Origin of the sequence: Nocardia vinacea, from assembly GCF_035920345.1 — a bacterium.
GTDB classification, from domain to species: domain Bacteria; phylum Actinomycetota; class Actinomycetes; order Mycobacteriales; family Mycobacteriaceae; genus Nocardia; species Nocardia vinacea_A.
In genome coordinates this window covers 7655906-7678610 of record NZ_CP109149.1, presented here as the reverse complement: position 1 = coordinate 7678610, position 22705 = coordinate 7655906, and the positions used below count along the sequence as shown (strand labels likewise).

At 65.7% G+C, this 22705-nt stretch carries 21 protein-coding genes; 8 read left to right on the top strand and 13 right to left on the bottom strand.

Annotated elements, in window-relative coordinates:
• Window positions 1-51: 51 nt before the first annotated feature.
• Window positions 52-1833 (bottom strand): alpha/beta hydrolase, encoded by a 1782-nt coding sequence (locus OIE68_RS34955; protein WP_327095217.1) that lies wholly within the window; start codon window positions 1831-1833, stop codon window positions 52-54.
• A gap of 71 nt (window positions 1834-1904) precedes the next feature.
• Entirely contained in the window at window positions 1905-4199 is a 2295-nt protein-coding gene (purL, locus tag OIE68_RS34950) for a phosphoribosylformylglycinamidine synthase subunit PurL (protein WP_327095216.1), read from the bottom strand.
• Between the two features lie 177 nt (window positions 4200-4376).
• On the opposite strand from purL, the gene OIE68_RS34945 reads away from it, so the two are divergent.
• Window positions 4377-5663: a glycosyltransferase 87 family protein gene (locus OIE68_RS34945; protein WP_327095215.1), complete on the top strand. Its 1287-nt coding sequence runs from the start codon at window positions 4377-4379 to the stop codon at window positions 5661-5663.
• A gap of 46 nt (window positions 5664-5709) precedes the next feature.
• On the opposite strand, the gene OIE68_RS34940 is transcribed toward OIE68_RS34945, so the two are convergent.
• Together OIE68_RS34940 and OIE68_RS34935 are read right to left on the bottom strand one after the other, a co-directional pair.
• Window positions 5710-6999, bottom strand: coding sequence for a M18 family aminopeptidase (locus tag OIE68_RS34940; RefSeq protein WP_327095214.1), 1290 nt, complete (start codon window positions 6997-6999; stop codon window positions 5710-5712).
• 471 nt (window positions 7000-7470) lie between these two features.
• Window positions 7471-7896, bottom strand: coding sequence for a MarR family winged helix-turn-helix transcriptional regulator (locus OIE68_RS34935; protein ID WP_327095213.1), 426 nt, complete (start codon window positions 7894-7896; stop codon window positions 7471-7473).
• 49 nt (window positions 7897-7945) lie between these two features.
• On the opposite strand from OIE68_RS34935, the gene OIE68_RS34930 reads away from it, so the two are divergent.
• The gene (locus tag OIE68_RS34930; protein ID WP_327095212.1) at window positions 7946-9022 is read left to right on the top strand and encodes a substrate-binding domain-containing protein; all 1077 of its coding nucleotides are present in this window, start codon (window positions 7946-7948) and stop codon (window positions 9020-9022) included.
• Between the two features lie 78 nt (window positions 9023-9100).
• Here the strand turns inward: OIE68_RS34930 and purQ are convergent, their stop codons facing one another.
• Entirely contained in the window at window positions 9101-9778 is a 678-nt protein-coding gene (gene purQ / locus OIE68_RS34925) for a phosphoribosylformylglycinamidine synthase subunit PurQ (protein ID WP_327095211.1), read from the bottom strand.
• Window positions 9775-10011 carry a phosphoribosylformylglycinamidine synthase subunit PurS gene (purS, locus tag OIE68_RS34920; RefSeq protein WP_062988386.1) on the bottom strand — a complete coding sequence of 79 codons (237 nt, stop codon included), beginning with the start codon at window positions 10009-10011 and terminating at the stop codon, window positions 9775-9777. The genes purQ and purS overlap by 4 nt, the downstream gene beginning before the upstream one ends.
• 95 nt (window positions 10012-10106) lie before the next feature.
• Between purS and OIE68_RS34915 the strand changes: the two genes are divergently transcribed.
• Complete coding sequence (locus OIE68_RS34915) at window positions 10107-10751, top strand: MBL fold metallo-hydrolase (RefSeq protein WP_327095210.1); 645 nt, start codon at window positions 10107-10109, stop codon at window positions 10749-10751.
• A gap of 84 nt (window positions 10752-10835) precedes the next feature.
• On the opposite strand, the gene OIE68_RS34910 is transcribed toward OIE68_RS34915, so the two are convergent.
• Window positions 10836-12200, bottom strand: coding sequence for a dipeptidase (locus tag OIE68_RS34910; protein ID WP_327095209.1), 1365 nt, complete (start codon window positions 12198-12200; stop codon window positions 10836-10838).
• A gap of 233 nt (window positions 12201-12433) precedes the next feature.
• Between OIE68_RS34910 and OIE68_RS34905 the strand changes: the two genes are divergently transcribed.
• Entirely contained in the window at window positions 12434-13846 is a 1413-nt protein-coding gene (locus OIE68_RS34905) for a glutamate decarboxylase (RefSeq protein WP_327095208.1), read from the top strand.
• A 115-nt stretch (window positions 13847-13961) separates the two neighbouring features.
• Here the strand turns inward: OIE68_RS34905 and OIE68_RS34900 are convergent, their stop codons facing one another.
• Window positions 13962-14663 (bottom strand): DUF2334 domain-containing protein, encoded by a 702-nt coding sequence (locus OIE68_RS34900; RefSeq protein WP_327095207.1) that lies wholly within the window; start codon window positions 14661-14663, stop codon window positions 13962-13964.
• 103 nt (window positions 14664-14766) lie between these two features.
• Between OIE68_RS34900 and OIE68_RS34895 the strand changes: the two genes are divergently transcribed.
• Window positions 14767-15057 (top strand): hypothetical protein, encoded by a 291-nt coding sequence (locus OIE68_RS34895; RefSeq protein WP_327095206.1) that lies wholly within the window; start codon window positions 14767-14769, stop codon window positions 15055-15057.
• A gap of 1 nt (window position 15058) precedes the next feature.
• On the opposite strand, the gene OIE68_RS34890 is transcribed toward OIE68_RS34895, so the two are convergent.
• Window positions 15059-15709 carry a nitroreductase family protein gene (locus OIE68_RS34890; protein WP_327095205.1) on the bottom strand — a complete coding sequence of 217 codons (651 nt, stop codon included), beginning with the start codon at window positions 15707-15709 and terminating at the stop codon, window positions 15059-15061.
• A gap of 121 nt (window positions 15710-15830) precedes the next feature.
• On the opposite strand from OIE68_RS34890, the gene OIE68_RS34885 reads away from it, so the two are divergent.
• Window positions 15831-16274 carry a MarR family winged helix-turn-helix transcriptional regulator gene (locus OIE68_RS34885; protein ID WP_327095204.1) on the top strand — a complete coding sequence of 148 codons (444 nt, stop codon included), beginning with the start codon at window positions 15831-15833 and terminating at the stop codon, window positions 16272-16274.
• Window positions 16275-16305: 31 nt separating this feature from the next.
• On the opposite strand, the gene OIE68_RS34880 is transcribed toward OIE68_RS34885, so the two are convergent.
• Together OIE68_RS34880 and OIE68_RS34875 are read right to left on the bottom strand one after the other, a co-directional pair.
• Window positions 16306-18537, bottom strand: coding sequence for a S9 family peptidase (locus OIE68_RS34880; protein ID WP_327095203.1), 2232 nt, complete (start codon window positions 18535-18537; stop codon window positions 16306-16308).
• Between the two features lie 10 nt (window positions 18538-18547).
• Window positions 18548-18919: a MerR family transcriptional regulator gene (locus OIE68_RS34875; RefSeq protein WP_327095202.1), complete on the bottom strand. Its 372-nt coding sequence runs from the start codon at window positions 18917-18919 to the stop codon at window positions 18548-18550.
• Between the two features lie 66 nt (window positions 18920-18985).
• Here OIE68_RS34875 and OIE68_RS34870 point away from each other — a divergent pair, with 66 nt between their 5' ends.
• A complete protein-coding gene (locus tag OIE68_RS34870) occupies window positions 18986-20074 on the top strand; it encodes an alkene reductase (RefSeq protein WP_327095201.1) in 1089 nt (362 codons plus the stop codon).
• A gap of 42 nt (window positions 20075-20116) precedes the next feature.
• Entirely contained in the window at window positions 20117-21151 is a 1035-nt protein-coding gene (locus OIE68_RS34865) for a DUF2330 domain-containing protein (RefSeq protein ID WP_327095200.1), read from the top strand.
• A 2-nt stretch (window positions 21152-21153) separates the two neighbouring features.
• Here OIE68_RS34865 and OIE68_RS34860 read toward each other — a convergent pair whose 3' ends face one another.
• Entirely contained in the window at window positions 21154-22110 is a 957-nt protein-coding gene (locus OIE68_RS34860) for an alpha/beta hydrolase family protein (RefSeq protein WP_327095199.1), read from the bottom strand.
• Between the two features lie 157 nt (window positions 22111-22267).
• Entirely contained in the window at window positions 22268-22690 is a 423-nt protein-coding gene (locus tag OIE68_RS34855) for an HIT family protein (RefSeq protein WP_327095198.1), read from the bottom strand.
• Window positions 22691-22705 lie beyond the last annotated feature (15 nt).

Below are 22705 nucleotides of genomic sequence, written 5' to 3'. Positions count from 1 at the left end.
CTGGGCGAGTCCGGGCAACGAGGGGTTCGGGCCCGCCCAAGTGTGTGTGCTCTATTTCAGCTGGTGCTCACGGGCCGAGGAAATGGCCAGATAATCCCGGATCCGATCCGCCAGATCGGCCGACCAATCCGGCGGCTGCGCGATCGCGGCCCACGCATCCAATACCAGGTTGCCGTAGTTGTGCCCATGCCCGTCGCTGACGCTCTGCGCTCTGGGCAGATCCGCGGCGACCTGCCAGAACGTGACGATCGGATACCACGCCATCCGCGACGACACATCGGGACCGCGCGGTTCGCGCAGCCAATCCGGTTCGCTGAACAGCAGATCCGCCGACCACCAGACCACGGGATCGGAGGCGTGCTGCAGATAGGCGATGCGCGGCGGCAGCCAGTTATCCCCAGGCTTCCACAGGTCGGCGCGGCTATCGGAGAAGCGCACCACCAGTCCGTCGGCATAGGTCGGCAGGATCTCCGGTGTGCCCGGATCACGGCGGGCGGTGAATTCACTCCACAGCCGGTTGGAATTCGGCGGTCCGACCCACAGCACGCCGTCGGTCTTCGAACGGATGTCGGCCAGGCCGGTGAAAGCACCTTCGGAGCCCTGGGATCCCAGGCTCTCGCCGTAGACGAGCAGCTTGGGCCGCGCTTCCTTCGGCCGGGCCGACCAGTGCTCATAAACCTTGTCGAAGACCAGCTTTCCCATCTGGGTGGCCTTGTCCTTGTCGGACAGGAACGACAGCACACTCGGCAGATAGGAGTACTGGGTCGCGGCAATCGCGGTATCGCCGTTGTACATCAGCTCGATGGATTCGGCGCTGGACGAATCGACCCAGCCGGTGCCCGTCGTCGTCACGACGACCAGCACCTTGCGCTCGAATGCCTTGGTGCGCTCCAACTCCGCCGCGACCAATTCGGCCTGCGCCTCCGGCCCGTCGGCCGATTCCAATCCGGCGTAGACCCGAATAGGTTCGCGCGCGGGCTTTCCGGTGACCTGGCTGATATCGGCGGCAGTCGGCACGAAGGAGACGAACCAGCGGCCCTCGGAACCGAGCGTGTCCCAGGCGGCCAATGAGTTCGGACTGCCGGAACGCTCCGGCAACTGTGGCTGTACGGCATTCGGCGAGGTGTTGCCGTTGCGCACGCTGAACGCCGAATTCGCCACGTCGAAAAAGACTTTGGTGAGCACGCCGTTGAACAGCAGCACCGCCGCGACGACCACGACAAGCACTCCGGTCGGGACGGCCAATTGGCGCGGAAAGTGGGCGCGCCTGATCAGCTCGAATGCGATCGAACGCACGAGCCGCCGCAGTATCCGGAAAACCGCGATGACGATCGCGCCGACCAGTGCGCTCATTGCGCCGGTGCGCAGGAACCCGGAAGTCGTCGTGGGTTCCATGCCCATCAGCGCGGTGATTTCGCGCTGCCAGCGGGCCGATTCGACCAGCAGGAAAACCGCGACGCCGAGACAGGCGAGCACAATCGTGGTCTCGACCGCACCCGACAGCCACTTCGGCCGCTTCGCCCACACCCGCGTGATCGCAGGCGGCAACTGAGCGAGCTTGCGGCGCAACGGTTTCCGCAACCACTTGCGGTAAACCCATTCGAACAGACAGCCGACGCCGTAACCGATGGCCGCATTGATCCCGCTGACCAGCCCCTCGAACAGCCAATCCCGTGGCAGCAGTGAGGGTGTCAGTGACCAGCCGAAGAACACCGTGGCCACGATGAGGCCGACGTAATTCGGGTGGAAGAAACGCTCGACGGCGCCGACAAGCTTGCCGACGCCGTCGCGGCGCGAGCTCAGGCCCCGCAGGCGGTAGCGGAGCGTAACCACGGACGGGACAGCGAACGCCGCAAATCGAGCCCCGCGTAGGACTGCCGAGACTTCACCAGCCTCCGGCGCGCTCAAACGGCACTGGCCCCGAACAGCTTCGGCAGCGTGCCCTCGTGCGCCTCGCGCAGGTCGTCCAGGGTGATCGAGAACTGGCCCTGCACCTCGACGGAATCCGACCCTTGATCGACCACACCGATGCGCACCCACGGCAATTCGCGCGCGGTGCACATCTTGGTGAAACGGGTCTCCTCCGAGCGCGGCACCGCGACGAGCACCCGGCCCGCCGATTCGGAGAACAGCTGCACGAACGGATCCGAACCCTCGGGAAGCAGGATGCGGCAACCGGTTTCGCCGGCCAGCGCGGCCTCGACCACCGTCTGGATCAGACCGCCCTCGGAAAGGTCGTGCGCCGCACTGATCATGCCGTCGCGCGAACCCGATGTCAGCACCTCCGCGAGCAGCTGCTCGCGGGCGAAGTCGACCTTGGGCGGCACACCGCCGAGATGATCGTGGGTTACCTGCGACCAGATCGAGCCGCCGAATTCGTCGGCGGTCTCGCCGAGCAGGATCAGCGTCTCGCCCGGCTCCAGCCCGAGTCCGGTCGGGATCCGCCGGTGCACATCGTCGATGACGCCGAGCACGCCGACCACCGGGGTCGGCAGGATGGCGTCCTGACCGGTCTGGTTGTAGAAGCTGACATTGCCGCCGGTGACCGGAATGCCGAGGGCCACACAGCCGTCCGCGAGACCGCGCACCGCCTGCTGGAACTGCCACATGACGCCCGGATCCTCCGGAGAACCGAAGTTGAGGCAGTTGGTGACGGCCTTCGGCGTCGCGCCGGTGGTGGCCACATTGCGGTAGGCCTCGGCCAGCGCGAGCTGTGCGCCGGTGTAGGGGTCGAGCTTGGTGTAGCGGCCGGACGCGTCGGTGGCCAGCGCAATGCCGCGGCCGGTCTCCTCGTCGATCCGGATGACACCCGCGTCGGCATGTTCGGCGAGCACGGTATTGCCGCGGACGTAGCGGTCGTACTGCTCGGTGATCCACCGGCGGCTGCACAGCTGCGGGCTGGCGACCATCTGCAATACGGTGGCGCGCAGTTCCTCCGGGGTCTTCGGCCGAGGCAGCGTGTCCGGGGTGTCGGCGATGAGCGCGTCCTGGAAGTCCGGTCGCTGGACCGGACGTTCGTATACCGGACCCTGATGTGCGACGGTGCGCGGCGGCACATCGACAACGGTCTCGCCGTGCCAGCTGATCACCAGCCGGTCGCCCTCGGTGACCTCACCGATGACCGTGGCCAGCACATCCCACTTGTGGCAGACGGCCATGAATGCGTCCACATTCTCCGGCGTAACCACCGCGCACATGCGTTCCTGCGATTCGCTGGAGAGCACCTCGGCCGGGGTCATCCCCTTGGCGCGCAGCGGCACCTTGGTCAGGTCGATATGCATGCCGCCGTCGCCCGCGGCCGCGAGTTCGGAAGTGGCACAGGATAATCCGGCGCCACCGAGGTCCTGGATGCCGACCACCAGCTTGGCCGCGTACAGCTCGAGACAGCACTCGATGAGCACCTTCTCGGCGAACGGGTCGCCGACCTGGACGCTGGGCAGCTTCTTGCGGCCGGTGCCGGACTCGTCACCGGAGAAGGTGTCCGAGGCGAGCACCGAAACGCCGCCGATGCCGTCGAGCCCGGTGCGCGCGCCGAACAGAATGATCTTGTTGCCAGCGCCGGAGGCGAAGGCCAGATGCAGATCCTCGACCCGCATGACACCGGCGCACAGCGCGTTGACCAGCGGATTGCCTTGGTAGGAGGCATCGAAGACGGTCTCTCCGCCGACATTCGGCAGGCCGAGCGAGTTGCCGTAGCCGCCGACACCGCGCACCACACCGTCGACAACGCGACGGGTATCCGGTGCGTCCGCCGCACCGAAGCGCAGCTGATCCATCACCGCGATGGGCCGCGCACCCATGGCCATGATGTCGCGCACAATGCCGCCGACACCGGTGGCCGCACCCTGATACGGCTCCACATAGGAGGGGTGGTTGTGGCTCTCCACCTTGAAGGTGACCGCCCAGCCCTCGCCGATATCGACGACGCCCGCGTTCTCACCGATGCCCGCGAGCATCGCGGACTTCATCTCGTCGGTGGTGGTCTCGCCGAAGTAGCGCAGATGCACCTTCGAGGACTTGTAGGAGCAGTGCTCGCTCCACATCACCGAATACATCGCCAGTTCGGCATCGGTCGGCCGACGGCCGAGGATTTCCTTGATCCGCGCGTACTCGTCGTCCTTGAGACCGAGCTCCTTGTACGGCTGCGGGGCGTCGGGAGTTGCTGCGGCTGCGCTTACGGTGTCGACCTGCGGAGTCACGGAGTACCAGGGTCCTTTCGGGCCGGAGCGCGAAGCTGGGGATTCGCCATGAAGTTTAGCCGTGGCCCTCGATGGGCGGCCGGTCGCATCGACCGGTCGTCCGGATCGCCGGTTTTCCGGCGCGGATGCCTCGGGTCGGCACACATCGCGGGAGTTCGCAACCGCTACTCTTTGGCGGTGAACGATCGATCGGGGGTTGCGGATCCGGCCGAGCAGCCCGTCACCACGCAGGACATCCGGCTCGAAGCCGACTCGGACATCTCGCCGCGATTCTCATTGTCGAACCCGCAGGTGCGCTGGCTGCTGATCGCCGTGGCGATGTTCGCCGTGTCGGCGATCGTCTCGCTGGTGGTGCACTGGTGGAACGGATATATCGATCTCCAGGTCTATCGCAACGGTGCGCGCGTGTGGCTCGACGACGGCGAGTTGTACGGACCGATGCCCCCGGTCGAGGGCATCGGACTGCCGTTCACCTATCCCCCGCTGGCCGCCCTGTTCTTCGCGCCGCTCGCGCTGATGCCGTTACCGTTGGCCGAGGTGCTGGTGACCGCCACCTCGGTGCTCAGCCTCGGCATCACACTCTGGTTGGTGCTCGCGCGGCTGCGCCCGAGCCTCGAGCGGCGGACCATGCTGGCGCTGGTCATCGGTATGGTCGCGGTGGCGCAGACGTCCGAACCGATCCGGGCGACCTTCGGCTTCGGCCAGATCAATCTGGTCCTGATGGCCGCGATCGCCATGGACTGCCTTGTCCGCAAACCGTTCTGGCCGCGCGGCATGCTCATCGGCATCGCGGTCTCGGTGAAATTGATTCCGGCCGGATATCTGCTGTACTTCCTGCTGCGCCGGGATTGGAAGGCGGCGGGCACGCTGATCGTCTCCGCGATCGTCGCGGTCGGACTCGGATTCCTACTGTTCCCGAGCGATTCGGCCGAGTACTGGTTCCATACGCTGGCCGATACCGGCCGCATCGGCCCGCCGTATTTCGCGGGCAATCAGTCGATCAAGGGCATGGCCTTCCGCCTCGGCGTCTCCGATTCCCTGGCCACCCTGATCTGGATCACCCTGTCGCTCATCGCGATTGCCCTCGCGGCGGTATGGATGCGCCGGCTGCTCGAAGCGGGCCAGCAGGTTGCCGCACTGATGGTCAACGCTGCCGCGGTGTTGCTGGTGTCGCCAGTTTCCTGGTCACACCACTGGGTTTGGATCGCCCCCGCCATCCTGGTCGCCGCCGACGCCATCGCCCGTGGCACCCGCAACCGCTGGTTCATCGGCACCGTCGCCGCCTGCACCGTCCTGTTCATGATCGGCCCCCAATGGCTCCTGCCGCATTCGAAGGACCTGGAACTCGGCTGGGCCTGGTGGCAACAGATCATCGGCAGCAGTTACGTCCTCACGACCCTGGCGGTATTCGTGGTTGCCGTAATCACCTACCACCCGACCACCACAAAACCCGCAGCAGCGTAACGCCATGCGCGCCCCCGAGCGTAGTCATATCGTCGGCGAGGGCGGGCTAGGGTGCGGGGGTCAGGAAGGCGGCTAGTGCGGCGGCGTAGGACGAAACATCTTCTGCGCCCATGATTTCGCGGGCCGAGTGCATTGCGAGTTGCGCGGCGCCGACGTCGACGGTGGGCATGCCGGTGCGGGCGGCGGTCATGGGACCGATGGTGGAGCCGCAGGGGAGATCGGCGCGGTGCACATAGCGTTGCAGCGGAACGTCGGCCTGGGCGCAGGCCAGGGCGAAGGCACCCGCACCTGCCGCATCCGTTGCGTAGCGGAGATTCTGGTTGACCTTGAGCACCGGGCCGCCGTTGACCTCGATGCGGTGTGCGGGCTCGTGCCGGTCCGGGTAGTTGGGATGCGTCGCGTGCGCCATATCGCCGGAGGCGCAGACGGATCCGGCCAGCGCGGCCAGGTATTCGGCGCGGCCGCCGCCACGTGCGAGCACGATGCGCTCGAGCACCGTCGGCAGCAGATCGGACTGCGCGCCCCGATCGGACTGGCTGCCGACTTCCTCGTGATCGAACATCGCCAAAACCGGAATTGCCGCACCGGGTTCCGCGATCGCCGCGAGGAAGGCGTTCAATCCGGCGTAGCACGTGCCCTGGTTGTCCAGGCGCGGCGCGCTCACCAGATCGCGGTCGCGGCCCACCAACCGGCTCGGTGCCAGATCGTGGGTCATCAGCTCCCAGCCGAGCACCGCCTGGGGATCGACCTCGGCATATTCGGCGACGAATTCGAGGAACGATCGCGGCTGCGCACCCAGACCCCAGATCGCATTGACGTGCCGCTGCGGGTCCAGGGTGACACCCCGGCGGTCCTCCGACAGGTGGATGGCCAACTGCGGCACCCGCAGAATCGGTTCATCGATGCGAACCAGCTGGTTGCGCACCACATTTCCGTCGCGCACGCTGAGTCGCCCGGAAATGCCGAGTTCCCGGTCCAGCCACGAATTCAGCCAGGCACCGCCGTAAGGTTCCAGTCCGACCAGTTGCCAGCCAACCGCGGCCAGATCCGCATGCTGCTTCACCCGCAGGTTCGGACTATCGGTATGTGCACCGACCACCCGGAACGGCGTCACACCGGCGGAATCGGCTGTCGCCCACGCGACCAGCGAACCGCCACGCACGACGTAATGGCGGCTCGGCCCATCCGATGGCCACGGCGCCGACTCCGCGAGCGGGGTGAAGCCGTGAGCATCCAGTTCCCGCGCGACCGTCCCACACACGTGGAACGGCGACGGTGAATCGTCGATGAAGGCGCACAATCCGGCGGCCGTGGCAGCGGTAGAGGAAACGGGCATGCCTGCGATCCTAGGCAGACCTCCAGCAGACCTCAGGATCCGATCGGCTCGATCTCGACCAAAGCCCGCACCTGCGCACAACGAGTTCCGCGCCCTTCAGCACACAATCGCGCCACACCTCCGGGCAGTCGCCATCCTCTCCGATGACCAGCGAGAGCCGAATTCCCTTGGCACTGTTGCATCGGCCGCGGGCGCGATCTTGCGGTAGGGCTGCACGATCTCGCCGTGCTCGTTGAACGCCGACCGTGGTTTCGTCGCCGGGAATCACGGTTGTGGTTGTGCACAACTCGGTCTAGTCGTCACAACGCCGATGTCGGATATCGGGGCATCTCGCATGCTCGCCAAAATACTTCAATTTTGAACATAACCCAAGGAATGGTAATTCGCGCGCCCACACCTTCGGAACCGAACGTTCGGGACGTTTATCGGATTAATTCATCCGATGATTAAGGTTACCCTTGCCGATATGGACTACTCAGCGGAAACGAGTTCGAGCAAACGCATGAGCTCGGCATAACGCCGCGCACCGATGCGCGAACGCAACTCCTGCTCGGCGCGCTCCTCCTCGGCGCTTACCGCGTCGACCAGATCCGAACCGAGCCTGCTCAGGCCGATCAGGATGCGGCGGCGGTCGTCCTCGGCGGCCACCCGGAAGATCAGGCCGCGTTCGGCGAGGGCATCGGCATGCCTGGTCGCGGATGACGGCGGTAGCTGTGACCTGGCCGCGAGCTCACTCATGGTGATCCCGAACTCGGTGGACAGATTCGACAGCATCGACCATTGATCGGCTGTTAGTTGCCTGGCGCACAGGGCGGCGTCGAGGTGATCCAGCCAACGCCGTTCTGCGGCACGCAGCGCACCATGCAGCGTGGAATATCCACTTACAATGGTCGTCATTATTTCCTGCCTGCCATGAATTTCGCTCGAACGAGAAGAAGAGTACCGAATGTCAGCGTTCGGCGAGAGCCCAGACGGCACGATCGAGATACTGAACATAGTTCCGATGCAGGGACCGGGCGGTATCGTCGCGGCATCGTGCGATGCCGCGATTTCCCTTGCGGTCAACGAAATCAATGCCGGCGCCGGATTCCTCGGCCGTGAAATTCGTACCACGAATATCGATGGTGGCCGGAATCCGCGCGAGGTCGCCGAGGAGGTTTCAGCGCTGCTCGCCACCGGAATGGTGCACGCGATCACCGGCTGGCACACCTCGGCGGTGCGACTAGCGGTAGCGCGCGCCAATGCCAGTCGAGTGCCCTACCTTTTCGCCACCGGACACGAGGGCCTCACCAATGAGCTACCCGGAGTGCTGATGCTCGGGGAACATCCGGCAGGCCAGACCCTGCCCGCCGTGCACTGGCTGGAACGCGAACACGGTGTGCGCCGCTGGGCGATCATCGGCAACGACTACATCTGGCCGCGCGAATCGGCCAAGGCGGTGCGCCGCAGCCTGACCGATCCGAGCGCCATCGTGCTGGAACGATTCGTACCGCTCGGCGCACCGGACTTCGGGGAATTCCTCAACCATCCCGCATTGGACCAGGCCGACGCCGTCATCATCCTGATGGTCGGCGCGGATGTCTCCCGCTTCAATCGGCAGTTCGCCGCGACCGGACGCGCCGACACACTGCTGCGCATCAGCCCGGCCGCCGACGAGAATGTGCTGCTGACCGGCGGTCCCGAGGCCAACCACAACTTCTACGTGGCATCGAGCTTCTTCGTCGACCCACGCAGCGACGACGGCCGCGCCCGGCTGACTCGCTACCGCCGACTGCACGGCACCTTCGCACCCGCACTGACCAGCTTCAGCAATATGAGCTACGAGGCGATCCACACCCTGCGCGCGATCGGCGAGACGGTCGGCTCACTGGACGTACCCGACGTGCACGCGGCCCTCGATCAGGGCGTGCAACTCGAAACCCCTGGCGGTTCCCGAAGATTCATCGGAAACCAGGCGCAACAGCACGGCTATATCGCGCTGGCCGACGGCGTCGATTTCGACATCATCACCCGGATCACTTGAGGCGACTTACCTACCATGGTGACCAACACGGAGCGAGTCTTACGAGCGACCGTTCGCCGCGCCGAAGGCGCGGCCAAATTACACAGCGACCAGGGTGTCGAGTACCGAGAGGAACAGGCCGAGGCCGTCGTCGCTCGGGCCGGTCAGCGGCTCGGTGGCGTGTTCGGGATGCGGCATCAGGCCGACGATCCGGCCATCGGCCGAGGAAATGCCCGCGATTTCGCGCTGGGAGCCGTTCGGATTGTCGCCCGCGTAACGGAAGACCACCCGGCCCTCGCCCTCGAGTTCGTCGAGCACGCGCTCGGACGCCTGATAGCGACCCTCGGCGTTCTTGACCGGGATGAGGATCTGGGCACCGGGCTCGAAGCGCGAGGTCCATGCGGTATTCGCGGTTTCGACGCGCAGCCATTCGTCACGGCAGACGAAGTGCAAACCCTCGTTACGGGTCAGCGCGCCGGGCAGCAGACCCGCCTCGCACAGCACCTGGAAACCGTTGCAGATGCCCAGGATCGGCAGACCCTTACCCGCGGCCTTGACGACCTCACCCATCACCGGGGCGAACCGGGCGATGGCACCTGCACGCAGGTAGTCACCGTAGGAGAAGCCGCCGGGTACCACCACCGCGTCGACCTGCTTCAGATCGGCGTCGGCATGCCAGAGGCTGACCGCCTCGGCACCAGCAAGCTTGACCGCCCGCGCCGCGTCGACATCATCGAGCGTGCCAGGGAAAGTAACGACCCCGATTCGCGCGGTCATGAAACGCGCACGACCTTCCAGTCCTCGATCACGGTGTTGGCAAGCAGCGCCTCGGCGATCTGTTCGAGCTCCGCGTCGCTGACGCTGTCGTCGACATCGAGCTCGAATCGCTTGCCCTGCCGCACATCCGACACTCCGGCGAATCCCAGGCGCGGGAGCGCGCCGGCGATGGCCTGACCCTGTGGATCCAGGATCTCGGCCTTCGGCATCACCTCGACCACGACTCGTGCCACGCGTTGCTCCTCAGGTGGTGTTGGGGTTACCTGAGCAGCGTAGTTGTCCAGCTTGTCCGAGCTACGGTCGGGGTCGAGTCAAATAGCATGACCCCATGCGCATAGCCCACTTCGGCCACTCCTGCATCCTCGTCGAATTGCACGGCAAGAAGGTGCTGTTCGATCCGGGCACCTTCTCGCACGGATTCGAGGGCATTACCGGCCTGGACGCCATCGCCGTCACCCACCAGCATCCCGACCATATCGATCCGAGCCGGATCGAGGTGCTACTCGACAACAACCCGAATGCGCGCCTGTTCAGCGACCCCCAGACCGCGCAGCAGCGCGGCGAACCGTGGGAGCCGGTGCACGCGGGCAATGTGATCACCCTCGGCGATCTCCAGATCACCGGAGGCGGCGGCAGGCATGCGGTGATCCACCCCGAGATCCCGGTGATCGACAACACCGTCTTCCAACTCGGCACCCCGGACGACCCCGCCCAACTCGTGCACCCCGGCGACTCACTCTGGGTGCCACCGGTACCGGTCGGCGTCCTCGCCATCCCGGCATCCGCACCGTGGATGCGCATCAGCGAGGCCGTCGACTACCTGCGCGCGGTCGCCCCCCGCACCGCCTTCCCTATCCACTTCGGCATCATCCAACCCGAAGCGCAGGGCATCTACTTCGGCCGCCTAGCCGAAATGGGCCCCGCCGCCACAGAATTCACCGTCATCTCCGCCGAGACCCAGCGCGACCTCTAACTCCTGGACTGGTGCATCCACCCCTTGAACTCGAGCGAGAGGAATCCGCCACGGATACAAGGTGATCGGGTGTCCAACACCCTCTCAGCGGACATGTTCGGCGTAGGTGCTGAGGAAGAGGGCCTCGGCGAGGGCCATGTGTTCGATTTCGGAGGGGTCGACGCTTTCATTGGGGGCGTGGATGAGGCATTTGGGTTCTTCGACGCCTAGCAGCATGATTTCGGCGTGCGGGTAGGTGTCTGCGAAGACGTTGCACAGCGGGATCGAGCCGCCCTGGCCCTGTGTGGTGGTCGCGCGGCCGTATGAGGCGGTGAGCGCGGCCTCCATGGCGGTGCGGGCGGGACCGCCGCTGGCCGATCGGAACGGTGCGCCGGTCGACTCGGTTTCCACGGTGATCTTTGCGCGCCACGGCGTATGCGCTCGCAGGTGCGCGGTCAGCAGTTCCAGCGCCTGGTCGGGATCGGTGCCCGGCGGAATGCGCAGGTTGAGCCGGGCTCGCGCGGCGGGCTGGATGGCCACCGCTGAGCCGACCACCTTCGGCGCGTCGATGCCGATCACCGTCAAAGCCGGTCGCGCCCAGAGCATATCGGCGACGGTGCCGTCACCGATGAGTTCGACGCCGCCGAGTACGCCTGCGTCCGCTCGGAATTGGTCCTCCGAGTACTGCACACCGGTCCAGCGCTGATCATTGGGCAGTCCGGCCACCGTGGTGTTGCCGTGTTCGTCGCGCAGGGAGGCGAGCAGGTGAACGAGCGCGGCGAGCGCATCGGGTGCGGGACCGCCGAACATGCCGGAATGCATTGGCCCGGCGAGTGTTTCGATGGTGACGACAACGTTCACACTGCCGCGCAGGGTTTCGGTCAAGGTCGGCACACCGATCGCGAAGTTGCCGCAGTCGCCGATCAGAATCGCATCCGCGCGCAACAGCTCCGGATTGGCCTCGACGAATTGTTCGAGTCCGCCGGTGCCCTGCTCCTCGGAACCCTCCGCGACCAGCGTCACTCCGAGCGGCAGATCCGCGCCGAGGGCCCGCAGCGCGGTCAGGTGCATCACGATATTGCCCTTGCAGTCCGCGCTGCCGCGCCCGTACCAGCGGCCGTCCTTCTCGGTCAGCTCCCAGACCGGGGTGCGCCAGGCATCGTCGTCGAGCGGCGGCTGCACGTCATAGTGGGAGTAGAGCAATACCGTCGGCGCACCGTTCGGTGCGGGACGCGAGGCGATGACGGCCTTACTGCCATCGGGAGTTTCGTGCAGACCCACCTTCGTCAGACCCGCACCGGCGAACGCGTCGGCCACCCACTGCGCGGTCCGGTCGCACTCCTCCAGCGGAAACTGTCGCGAATCGGCCACCGACTTGAACGAAACCAGTTGGGTGAGATCGGTTTTCGCCTGCGGCATCAGCGCGGCCACCCGCTGGCGCAGCGCCGCGATGCGGGAGTCGTCGATCATCTGCGAAACCTCATTTCAGATCCGATCCAGCACACGGAAGCGGCCGACCGCGCGCCGCCCGCCCACTCTGGCAGAACCGCTCGGTGCATACGGAGAAATCAGCCGACCGATCGGTCTGTGTCGTCCGGATCGGAACACCGAAAATCCGGTCGCCGCTGTGACATGCTGAAACGTCGACGCTGGTTGCCACTGTTTTCGCAAACATCACGCGATCCATATTCGGAGGCGGTTCGATGACAGAAGGACTGGAGCCCGACGACCTATTCGCCCTGCCGGGCCTGCGCCGGTCGGCGCCGAAGGCCGGATTTCCGATCAACGAGTTGTTCTCGCAGGTCGCCTACGAGATCGTGCACGACGAGCTGATGCTCGACGGCGTCTCCCGGATGAATCTGGCGACGTTCTGCACCACCTGGGTGGACGATCAGGCGCGCAGGCTGATGAACGAAGCCCTGGACAAGAACATCGTCGACAAGGACGAATACCCGCAGACCGCCGAATTGGAGCGGCGGTGTGTGCGGATGGTCGCCGATCTGTGGCATGCGCCGGATCCAGCAGGCACGCACGGCACCTCCACCACCGGCTCGAGTGAGGCCGCGATGCTCGGCGGTCTGGCCGCCAAATTCCGCTGGCGCAAGGGTGGCGGCACCGGAACCCCGAATTTCGTCTGCGGCCCGGTGCAGGTGTGCTGGGAAAAGTTCGCGCGCTATTTCGATGTGGAAATACGGCAGATTCCGCTGCGCGGGGACCGGCTGACCATGCATCCCGACGACGTATCCGCTTACTGCGATGCCAACACCATCATGGTGGTGCCGACCTTCGGGCAGACCTACACCGGCCTGTTCGAGGACGTCGCCGGGATAAGCAAGGCGCTGGACCGGCTGCAGGAGGTCAGCGGCCTGGATATCCCCATCCATGTCGACGCCGCCAGCGGCGGATTCCTCGCGCCGTTCACCGCGCCGGATCTGATCTGGGATTTCCGGCTGCCGCGGGTCAAATCGATCAATGCCTCCGGCCACAAGACCGGGCTCGCGCCGCTCGGCTCGGGCTGGGCGATCTGGCGCGAGGCCGCCGATCTGCCCGAAGAGCTGATCTTCAATGTGGATTACCTCGGCGGCAGCATGGCCACCTTCAATCTCAACTTCTCCCGCCCCGGCGGGCAGGTGATCACCTCGTACTACGAATTCATCCGGCTCGGCCGCACCGGATACACCCGCCTGCAGTCCCAGCTCTACCACGTCGCCCAGCATCTGGCCGATGGCCTGCTGAAACTGGGTCCGTTCGAGATGATCCACGGCGGCAATCCGCATCGGGGCATCGCGGCGGTGTCGTGGCGGCTGACGGAGGATGTCGGATTCAATCTCTACGAACTATCGGATCGGCTGCGGACCAGGGGGTGGCTGATCGCCGCGTATCCGTTGCCCGCCGACCGCGAGAACGAGACGATCATGCGCGCACTGGTCCGGCACGGGTTCAGCATCGATATGGCCGACCTACTGCTCGCCGATATCGCGCGCGGTATGGCGCAACTGGAGAAGCATCCACAAGCCAAACCGCTCACCCGGGAGGAAGCGGGCGGATTCACGCATAACGCGACCGCGGCCGTACCGAGCGGAAGGGCGAAACCAGTCCGGCGCAGCGCCGAATAGCGCTGGTCGAGAGTCGATTACACCGCGCGCCGCCGCCCGGTCACGCCATTACGGGCGGCGGCGCCTCGTGCGGGCGGTGCCGACCACACCCCTGCACGGCTTCCGGCGGACCCGATCAGGCCGCCTTGACGGCGGCGAAGGGCTCCCAGCGGTACACGTCGCTGGCCGCGCCGTGGAACAAAGCGAGATCGACCGCGTCGAGCATCGCCTGCCGCGGACCGGAACGGCCGAGCTGAGCGGCGGAAACGGCCAGCCGCAGCACACCGCCGCGACGCGCGGTCCTGGCCGCACCGAGCACCAGCGCGCGACACCACCAGGGCTCGGCACGGAATCCCTCGCCCATGCCGTAGACGCGCGCCTTCTGGGCGATATTGCGCTCGAGATCGAGAATCGAGGTCAGCCCGAGCGCGAGCCGGAAACCGGCCTCGGGCAGCGCCTCGATGGCGCCCGCCGAGGCATCCCAGCGCGGCGCCGCGAACAGTCGGGTGCGCAGTTCCACCTGCTCGAGCACCCGATCCGCCGCGGTCAGCCGCAGACGCGCCTCGTGCCGGGGCAGTGTGGCGAATTCGGCTCGGCGACGCTTGGTCGCCGCCTGGTCGTAGCCGTGCAGCACGATCGCATCGCCGCGGGCCCGCCGACCGCGCAGCCACGACTGCGTCGCCGGATCTTCCACCAGCCGGTAGCCACCCTTCAACCGGGGCGCGACCAGCAGCGAAAGCCGCACATCGCGGCGATCCATTTCGGCCGCGAATTCGATAGCCGCGTCCCGCGTGGTGTCCCGGATCCCGGAAATCGACACGATCAGCTCAGCGTTCATGGCCTCACGGTGCCAGCCGCAGATGTACTCAGCGTGCAGGGCGGATGACCCGCCGACGAACACTGCGCCACACCCGCGGCACATCTCCTCTAGGATCTCCGGCGTGAAGACAGCCCTGCTCAGCGCTCTGTCAGTTCCACTCCTCCTCATCGCACCGGCTACGGCCCTAGCCGATCCGGGCGACCCGCAGATCTTAAGCCAAGACGAAACATGCACGGCCACACAGGGTTTCGTCAACCAGGTGCGCAGCCGCACCCCCGACGTGACTCCGGATCAGATCGCCGACGCCTACATCGCGATCATGGATGCGAACGGCGCGTACCAGGGGATCGAGCAATTCCGCGACAGCGATCGTGCGACGTTCCTGGAGAACATGCGCACCTGCGGCCTCTGATTTACCAGCGCTCCCAGTGCAGCACCTGCGCCCTCGGCACCTGGACGGCGGGTTTGAAGTCGGTGCCGAGGGTGTAGGCCAGCGGAATGAATGCCGCGAGCATCACCTGGTCGTACGGAATACCGAGTGCCGCAGCGAGTTCGCGCTCCAGCGGACCCTGCGCGCTGGTCCAGGTGGTGCCCAGTCCGCGGGCGCGAGCGGCGAGCATGAAGCTCCACACCGCGGGCAGAATGGAACCCCAAGCGCCCGACTGGATCTCGACGGAGGCGCGATCGGTTCGGCCCTCGATGGCCGGGATCACTATGGCCGGAACACGATGGATGTTCTCGGCGAGATAGCGCAGACCGTCGAAGACCCGCTCGGTCGAACGCGGTGAATAGTTCATGCGCCACACGTCATCGGCAGTCAGCGGCTGCCCGGTCCCGACGGTGAGCGCGCGACGGAAGATATCGCCGACCACTCGACGCTTGGCCCGATCTGTGACGACGATGAAATGCCAGCGCTGCCGATTGCGTCCGGTCGGCGCCTGGGTTGCGAGATCGATGCACTCCTCGATCAGCTCACGCGGCACCGGACGGTCGAAATCCAGGCGTTTGCGCACGGCACGGGTCGTGGACAGCAACTCGTCCGGGGTCAGATCCAGCGTTGTCATCGGGTGCTCCTCGGGCCGATTCATGCAGACCGTCAGACCGTATTGCCACAAATCATCTGCTGTCAAACGATTGGCCAGCAGACGATTGATGCTAGGCTGACGCCACCGACAGTGAGGCACCATGACCAAACCGACTTACTTTCCACAGCTCGCCGCCGAGCGGCCGGACATAGCACTGTGCCGCGCATCGACCGCGGTTGCCAGAGCGGGCGAAATACACGCCGCGACACAGGGTTTGGGCGTTGGGCAGCAGTTGGTGTTGAAGATGCTCGATGCCGTCGGCGCGTGCTCGCAGCAGACGCTGAGCGAGGAACTGCGGATCGATCGCAGCGTCATGGTCAGCGTCTGCGATGACCTGGAGAAGTCGGATTACGTACGGCGCGAACGCAATCCGCGCGACCGGCGCTCCTACGCCGTGACCATCACCGATGCGGGCCGCGAACGGCTGCACGAGGCGGACGCGGCCATTCCGGCCTACCTCGACGAGACCTTCGCAGCGCTGACCGCCGCCGAGCGCCGGCAGCTCACAACGCTGCTCGGCAAACTATTGGCACCCGCCGAGTGAGCGGCCGGGCTGAACCGGCCGCTCACGGAAGCTACGCGCCGGCCAGGCCGAGGGTGTCGAGCACCCACGCGTATTCGAAGGCGACTTCCTTCCACTTCTCGTAGCGGCCGCTGACGCCGCCGTGGCCCGCGCTCATTTCGGTCTTGAGCAGCAGCGGCGTGTCGCCGGTCTTGGTCGCGCGCAGTTTGGCGACCCACTTGGCGGGTTCGACATAGAGCACGCGGGTGTCGTTGATACTGGTGATGGCCAGAATGGCCGGGTAATCCTTGGCTTCGATGTTCTCGTAGGGCGCGTAGGACTTCATGTAGGCGTAGACGTCCTTGTCCGCCAATGGATTTCCCCACTCGTCCCATTCGATGACGGTGAGCGGCAACGACGGGTCGAGGATCGAGGTGAGCGGGTCGACGAACGGCACGTTGGCCAGGATGCCCTTGAACAACTCGGGTGCCAGGTTCGCTACCGCACCCACCAGCAGGCCGCCCGCACTGCCGCCGTCGGCAATCATCCGGTCCGCCGAGGTGACATCGGTATCGATGAGATGCCTTGCGCAGGAGACGAAATCGGTGAAGGTGTTCTTCTTGGTGAGCGTCTTGCCGTTCTCGTACCAGAGCCGCCCCATTTCACCGCCGCCGCGCACATGCGCCACCGCGAACACCATGCCGCGGTCGAGCAGCGAAAGCCGCGATACCGAGAAGGACGGATCCATACTGGCCTCATAAGAGCCGTATCCGTACAGCAGCAGCGGTCTCGGCCCCGCAGGCAGACCCTTCTTCCGCACCAGCGAGATCGGAATCCGGGTGCCGTCTGCGGCGATCGCCCAATCCCGGTGCTGCTCATAGTCGTTCGCGTCATAGCCGCCGAGCACCGGCTGCTCCTTGCGCAGCAGCAGCTCACCGGTGGCGGGCACATAGTCGAAGACCTGCATCGGCGTGATGAACGAGGTCAGCCCGATTCGCAGCGTCGGCTGCTCCCACTCCGGATTGGCGCCGGAACCGACAGAGAAGAGTTCCAGATCGAATTCGAGTTCGCGCCGCGCGCCGTAGCCGGATTCGGTCAGCGGCCAAATGGCAACGCGGGTAAGGGCTTCGCGCCGATAGCTCAGCACCAGATGACTTGCGAACGGATCGATATCCTCGAGCCGCACATCGTCGCGGTGGCCGATCAGCAGCGTCATATTCGACGGATCCGAAACCGGGGCCTCGGCGAGCACGAAGTTCTCGGCCTTCACCCCGTCCACGACATCGTTGTGCAGAATCAGGAAACGGTCCTCGCCGCCGATCACCGCATGTTCCGCGGAGTACTCGACGCCATCGCGGCGCGGCATGATGACCCGGAAATCACCTTCCGGATTATCGGATTCGAGCACCCAGCCCTCGGTGGTGATCTTGGAGCCGACCCAGATCATCAGGTACTTCTCCGAGCGCGTAGCGCCGATGCTCACCCAGTAGCGCTCATCGGGCTCGTGGAAGACCTTGACGTCGTCATCCTTGCCCGTACCGAGCCGGTGCCGCCACACGGTGTCGGGTCGCCAGGATTCGTCGACCGTCTGATAGAAGACGTGTGTGCCGTCCAGCGACCAGGTCGCGCCGGGTGCGGTGCCCGCGATCTCGTCGGCGAGCACCTCGCCGGTGCGCAGATCCTTGAAGCGCAGCAGATAGCGCTCGTCACCGCTGGTGTCGACCGAGTACGCGAGCAGGTTGCCGTCATGGCTGACCGAGAACGCGCCCAGTGCGAAGAAGTCGTGACCCTCGGCGACCTCGTTGCTGTCGAGCAGCACCTGCTCCCCGGCAACCTCGGTATCGACCTCGAGTTGCGGCGGGGTCCAGGCATCGATATCTATTGCGACGCTCGCGGGGCGCTCCGTGGTTACGCGAGCTGCCTCCTCCGCGCCCGTCGCTCCCGCCGGGGCAACGATCGGACAGCGGCAGTGCACGCCGTACTGCTTGCCCTCGAAGCTGCGCGAGTAGTACCAGTACTCGCCCATCCGGGTCGGCACCGACAGATCGGTCTCCTGGGTGCGCGCCTTGATCTCGTCGAAGATCCTGTTCCGCAGTCCGCCGAGATGGGCGGTCTGCGCCTCGGTGTAGGCGTTCTCGGCCTCGAGGTAGGCGATGACCTCGGGGCTTTCTTTATCGCGGAGCCATTCGTACTCATCGATGAAGACGTCGCCGTGGTGCACCCGCTCGGTGCGCACCGTCTTGGCGACCGGGGCCGTTACATCACCCGGACCGGCGAGCGTTCCGATTCCACTGTCGAGAGCCATGGGCTCCACCCTACTGTTCGGGCTGCGCACCGCCCGCCGCTCGGATGATCTCGTCGAGTACCGCGCCCGCCCGGTGCAGATCGGTCATGGCCTGGTCGATGCGGCGGCGCTCCTCGGCCAGCTTGTCCACCAGGAACGGTGTCGCCAGTTCGTTCGGCGTGCCGTCTTCGTCGTGGATACACGGCAGCAGCTGGCTGACGGTGTCGCTGCCGATGCCCGCGGCGAACATTTCGCGTATGCGCAGCACCCGCGCGACCGCCGACTCCGGATATTCGCGCTGACCACCGGAGGTGCGCTCGGATCCGAGCATGCCCTTGGCCTCGTAGTACCGCAGCGACCGGACGCTCACCCCGGTCCGCTCGGCCAGCTCGCCGATGCGCATATCGTTCCGCCTCCCAGCATCGAGCTTACTTGACCTCACATCAATGTCAGCTTTTATGGTGCCCTCATGCAGCTATTGAGCGAATATCGCAACCACGTTCTGGCCCTGCCCAATCGCATCGTCATGTCACCGATGACCCGGTTGCGCTCGCATCCGGACGGTTCGCCGACCGCCGATGTGGTCGATTACTACGCGCAGCGGGCCACGGCCGGACTGATCGTGACCGAGGGCATCTGGCCGCATTCCACCGGCCAGAGCGAGGCCTGGGTGCCGGGCCTGCAGACGGGTCGCCATGTCGATGCCTGGCGGCGGGTCACCGATGCGGTACACGCGGCGGGCGGACGGATCGTCGCACAACTGATGCACGGAGGTCGCAAGGGACATCCGCTGGCGCGGGTCGACGGCTCGTGGCCTACCGGACCGTCGTCCGTGCTGGATGACGATCAGCCGCACCTGCTCGACGGCACCAAGGCCGATCCGATCACACCGGGTGCGTACAGCCGTGCCGAAATCGCTGCCGTAATCGAGCATTTCGCGGCCGCTGCGGCCAATGCGATCGCGGCGGGCTTCGACGGTGTCGAGATCCACGGCGCCAATAGCTATCTGCCGCACCAGTTCCTGGCCGACAACACCAATCTGCGCACCGATGAATTCGGCGGCTCGATCGAGAACCGCATGCGTGCGCCGCTTGCCATCGTCGACGCGGTCGTCGCGGCCATCGGATCGCACCGGACCGCTATTCGCCTGTCGCCGGGCAACCCGCAGTTCAATATGTACGAGGCCGATCCGGCGCCGCTGTACCGCACGCTGGTCGCCGAGTTGGATCGCCGCGACCTGGCCTACCTGCATCTGACCGATAACGACGACTATCCGGCCCTGGCCGATCTGCGGCCGCGCTGGCACGGCACGCTCATCGCGAATATCGGTGAGAACCGCAAGCCCACCAGTGCGATCGAGGCCGAGGCGGTGCTCCAGCAAGGGCTCGCTGATCTGGTGTCGTTCGGGCGTGCTTTCATCGCCAATCCCGATCTGGTGGCACGGATTACCCACGATCTGCCGCTGGCCTCGATCCGCGAGGATCTGCTGTACGGGCGCGATGCGGCTGGGTACAGCGACTATCCGAGCTGGGAGTTGCGCGAAACGCGGTGCGCCTGATGGTCCGGCCGCATGGCCGCGCAGCCCATTAGGCTCGCGGTCATGCGCGCTGTTCACCTGCTGGCCGTCATCGGAATGCTGTTCGCCACAGCCGGAATCGGCACGCTCGCACCGGCTTCCGCATGCGCGTGCGGCGGGGTCGCCAATCCGCCGGGTCACCTGGCGTCGGTGCGCGAGGAGACGGCGCTGGTCAGCTGGGACGGTCAGCGGGAGACGGTGCTCATGCGACTCGCGCTGAAATCCGGTACCGACCAGGCGGCGCTGATCGTGCCGACGCCGAAACCGGCGACCGTCGCGAGCGGTTCCGCCGCGACCTTTACCGAACTGGCGAACTTGACCGCACCCAAGGTCGTCACCCAGCACCGATGGTTCGGCTCCGGTTTCGGCGACACCGCGAGCGAGGGCGCTATGGCCGCGGCCGGTGGCGGCCCGACCGTCCTCGACCGCGTGCAACTCGGCCCGCTGGAGGCGACCACCCTGTCCGGCGGCAACCTGGACGGCATTCGAAAGTGGCTGAGCGACAACGGCTACGAGATGCGCCCCGAGGTGGTCACCACCCTGGAGCCTTATCTGCGCGAGGGCTGGTCCTTCGTCGCAATGCGCCTCACCAGCGTCCAACCACTCGACGGCGCAATAGATCCGGTGCGGCTGACCTTCGATTCGGATCGGTTCGTGTATCCGATGCGCATGTCCAGTGCTGCCAAACAGGCCCAGTACGTGCACCTTTACGCGCTGAGCGAGCATCGCGTGCGACGCTCCGATCCCGATGCCACCGCCCAGAGTGTGCACGTCGATTTCGCGGGCCGGGTTGCGTCATCGGATCCAGAACTCGCACCGGTGACGACGAATGGCCGCAATTATCTGACCGAACTGCGGATTTCGATCGACAGCCCCGCGGATATCCGCTCCGACTTCGCCTTCGAGGCCGATTCCAGCGACGCGGAGGTCTACCAGACGATCCACCGAACCGAGAACGTGGAACTATTCGGCGTTCCCGCGGGCATCGTCATCCTCGGCACGGTCTTCCTGGCCGCGATCGTCGTGGTATTCGCCATAGTCCGCGTACTGCGAGCCTGACCTCAGGCTCCGATCGCCGGACCGATGGTCGGCCAGGAGGCGTGCAGGGTGTCCTGCCAGTAGGACCAGGAATGGGTTCCGGTCGGGCTGTAATCGACCTCGGCGGGAATACCGAGGGAACGCAGCCGCTGTTCGAACGAGATGACGCAGGTGTTGACGCCGACCTCGACGGGACCGCCGAGGACGATGTTTTCACCCAGTTGAGGTTTGATCTCGGCCTCGTGCGGACCTGGCATGCCGGTGCCGGTGGAGAGGTAGATCGTTTTGCCGCGCAAGCGATCCGCGAGCGCCGCCGCATCGTGTTCGGCCCAGGCTGGGCTGCCGGGACCGCCCCACATATTCACCGGGTCGCCGCCGCGGTTGGCGATGGAGAACATCACCGCCCCCATGGCGAGAGTTGTGTCGGGACAGGCGCTGTAGCCCGCGATCGCCCGGTACAACTCGGGATGGCGGGCGGCGAGAATGAAGGCCGCATTGCCGCCCATGGAGAGACCGCCGATGGCATTGACGCCATTGCCGTATCGGGCGTCGATGATCGGCGGCAGTTCCTCGGTCAGGAAGGTTTCCCACTGGTAGCGGCCGAATTTGGGATCGTCGCGCTGCCAGTCGGTGTAGTAGCTGGCCTGGCCGCCGACCGGCAGCACCACATTGACGTTCTTGCTCCGGAAGAAGGATTCGGCGTCGGTGGCATTGGTCCAGGTGCTCTGGTTGATCCCCGGATCGAGGCCGTCCAACAGGTAGAAGGACGGATGCGAGCCGCCGCCCGCCGGGTGCAGAACCTGGACTTGGATGATCCGTCCCATCGATGGCGATTCGATGAACAGCGCCGAGCGCGTCGAGCTCAGTTCATCGATTCGATCGATCTGTGCGGCCGATGCCGTGGCCGGCTCGACAAGCATGGGCTCCATCAGCGCGATCGCAAAGGCCAGCACCGCAACAGCAATCTTCGTTCGCCGCACGAACTTACCTCCATCACCGCATAACAATGGCCTTCAACGTAACTCACGTCGAGACGTTGGAGAAGAGATTCCAGATCCGGCGCTTCCGCGGCAAACTTTCCGGCAGGTAACAGCATTCACGCCGGCACCGGCAGTCACAGCCCGGCCCGGCGACCGCTCAGCGATCGAGTGCGCCGCGGATCGAACTCGCCAGATAGTTCAGATCAGCGCGGTGCGGACTGGTCGGCCGCCCACGTAATCCGAACCCGTCACCCGGCGTCCGCGGAATGACATGCAGGTGCACATGGAATACTTCCTGACCCGCGGTCACTCCGTCGGCCAAGAAGAAGTTAACTCCATCACACCCCACCTCGCTGTCCCGCAGCGCCCCCGCCAATTTCTGCGCCACCTGGAACAACTTCCCCCCGACCGCCGGATCCAATTCCGCCAGACTCCGCGCCGCCACCTTCGGCACCACGAGCAAATGCCCCGGCGTCATGGGCCGAATATCCATGAACGCCACCACATCATCGTCCTCATACACCCGGCTGGCCTCGGCCCGCCCAGCCACAATGTCCCCAAAGATCGTGTACGGATTCACGCCGATCACTATGGC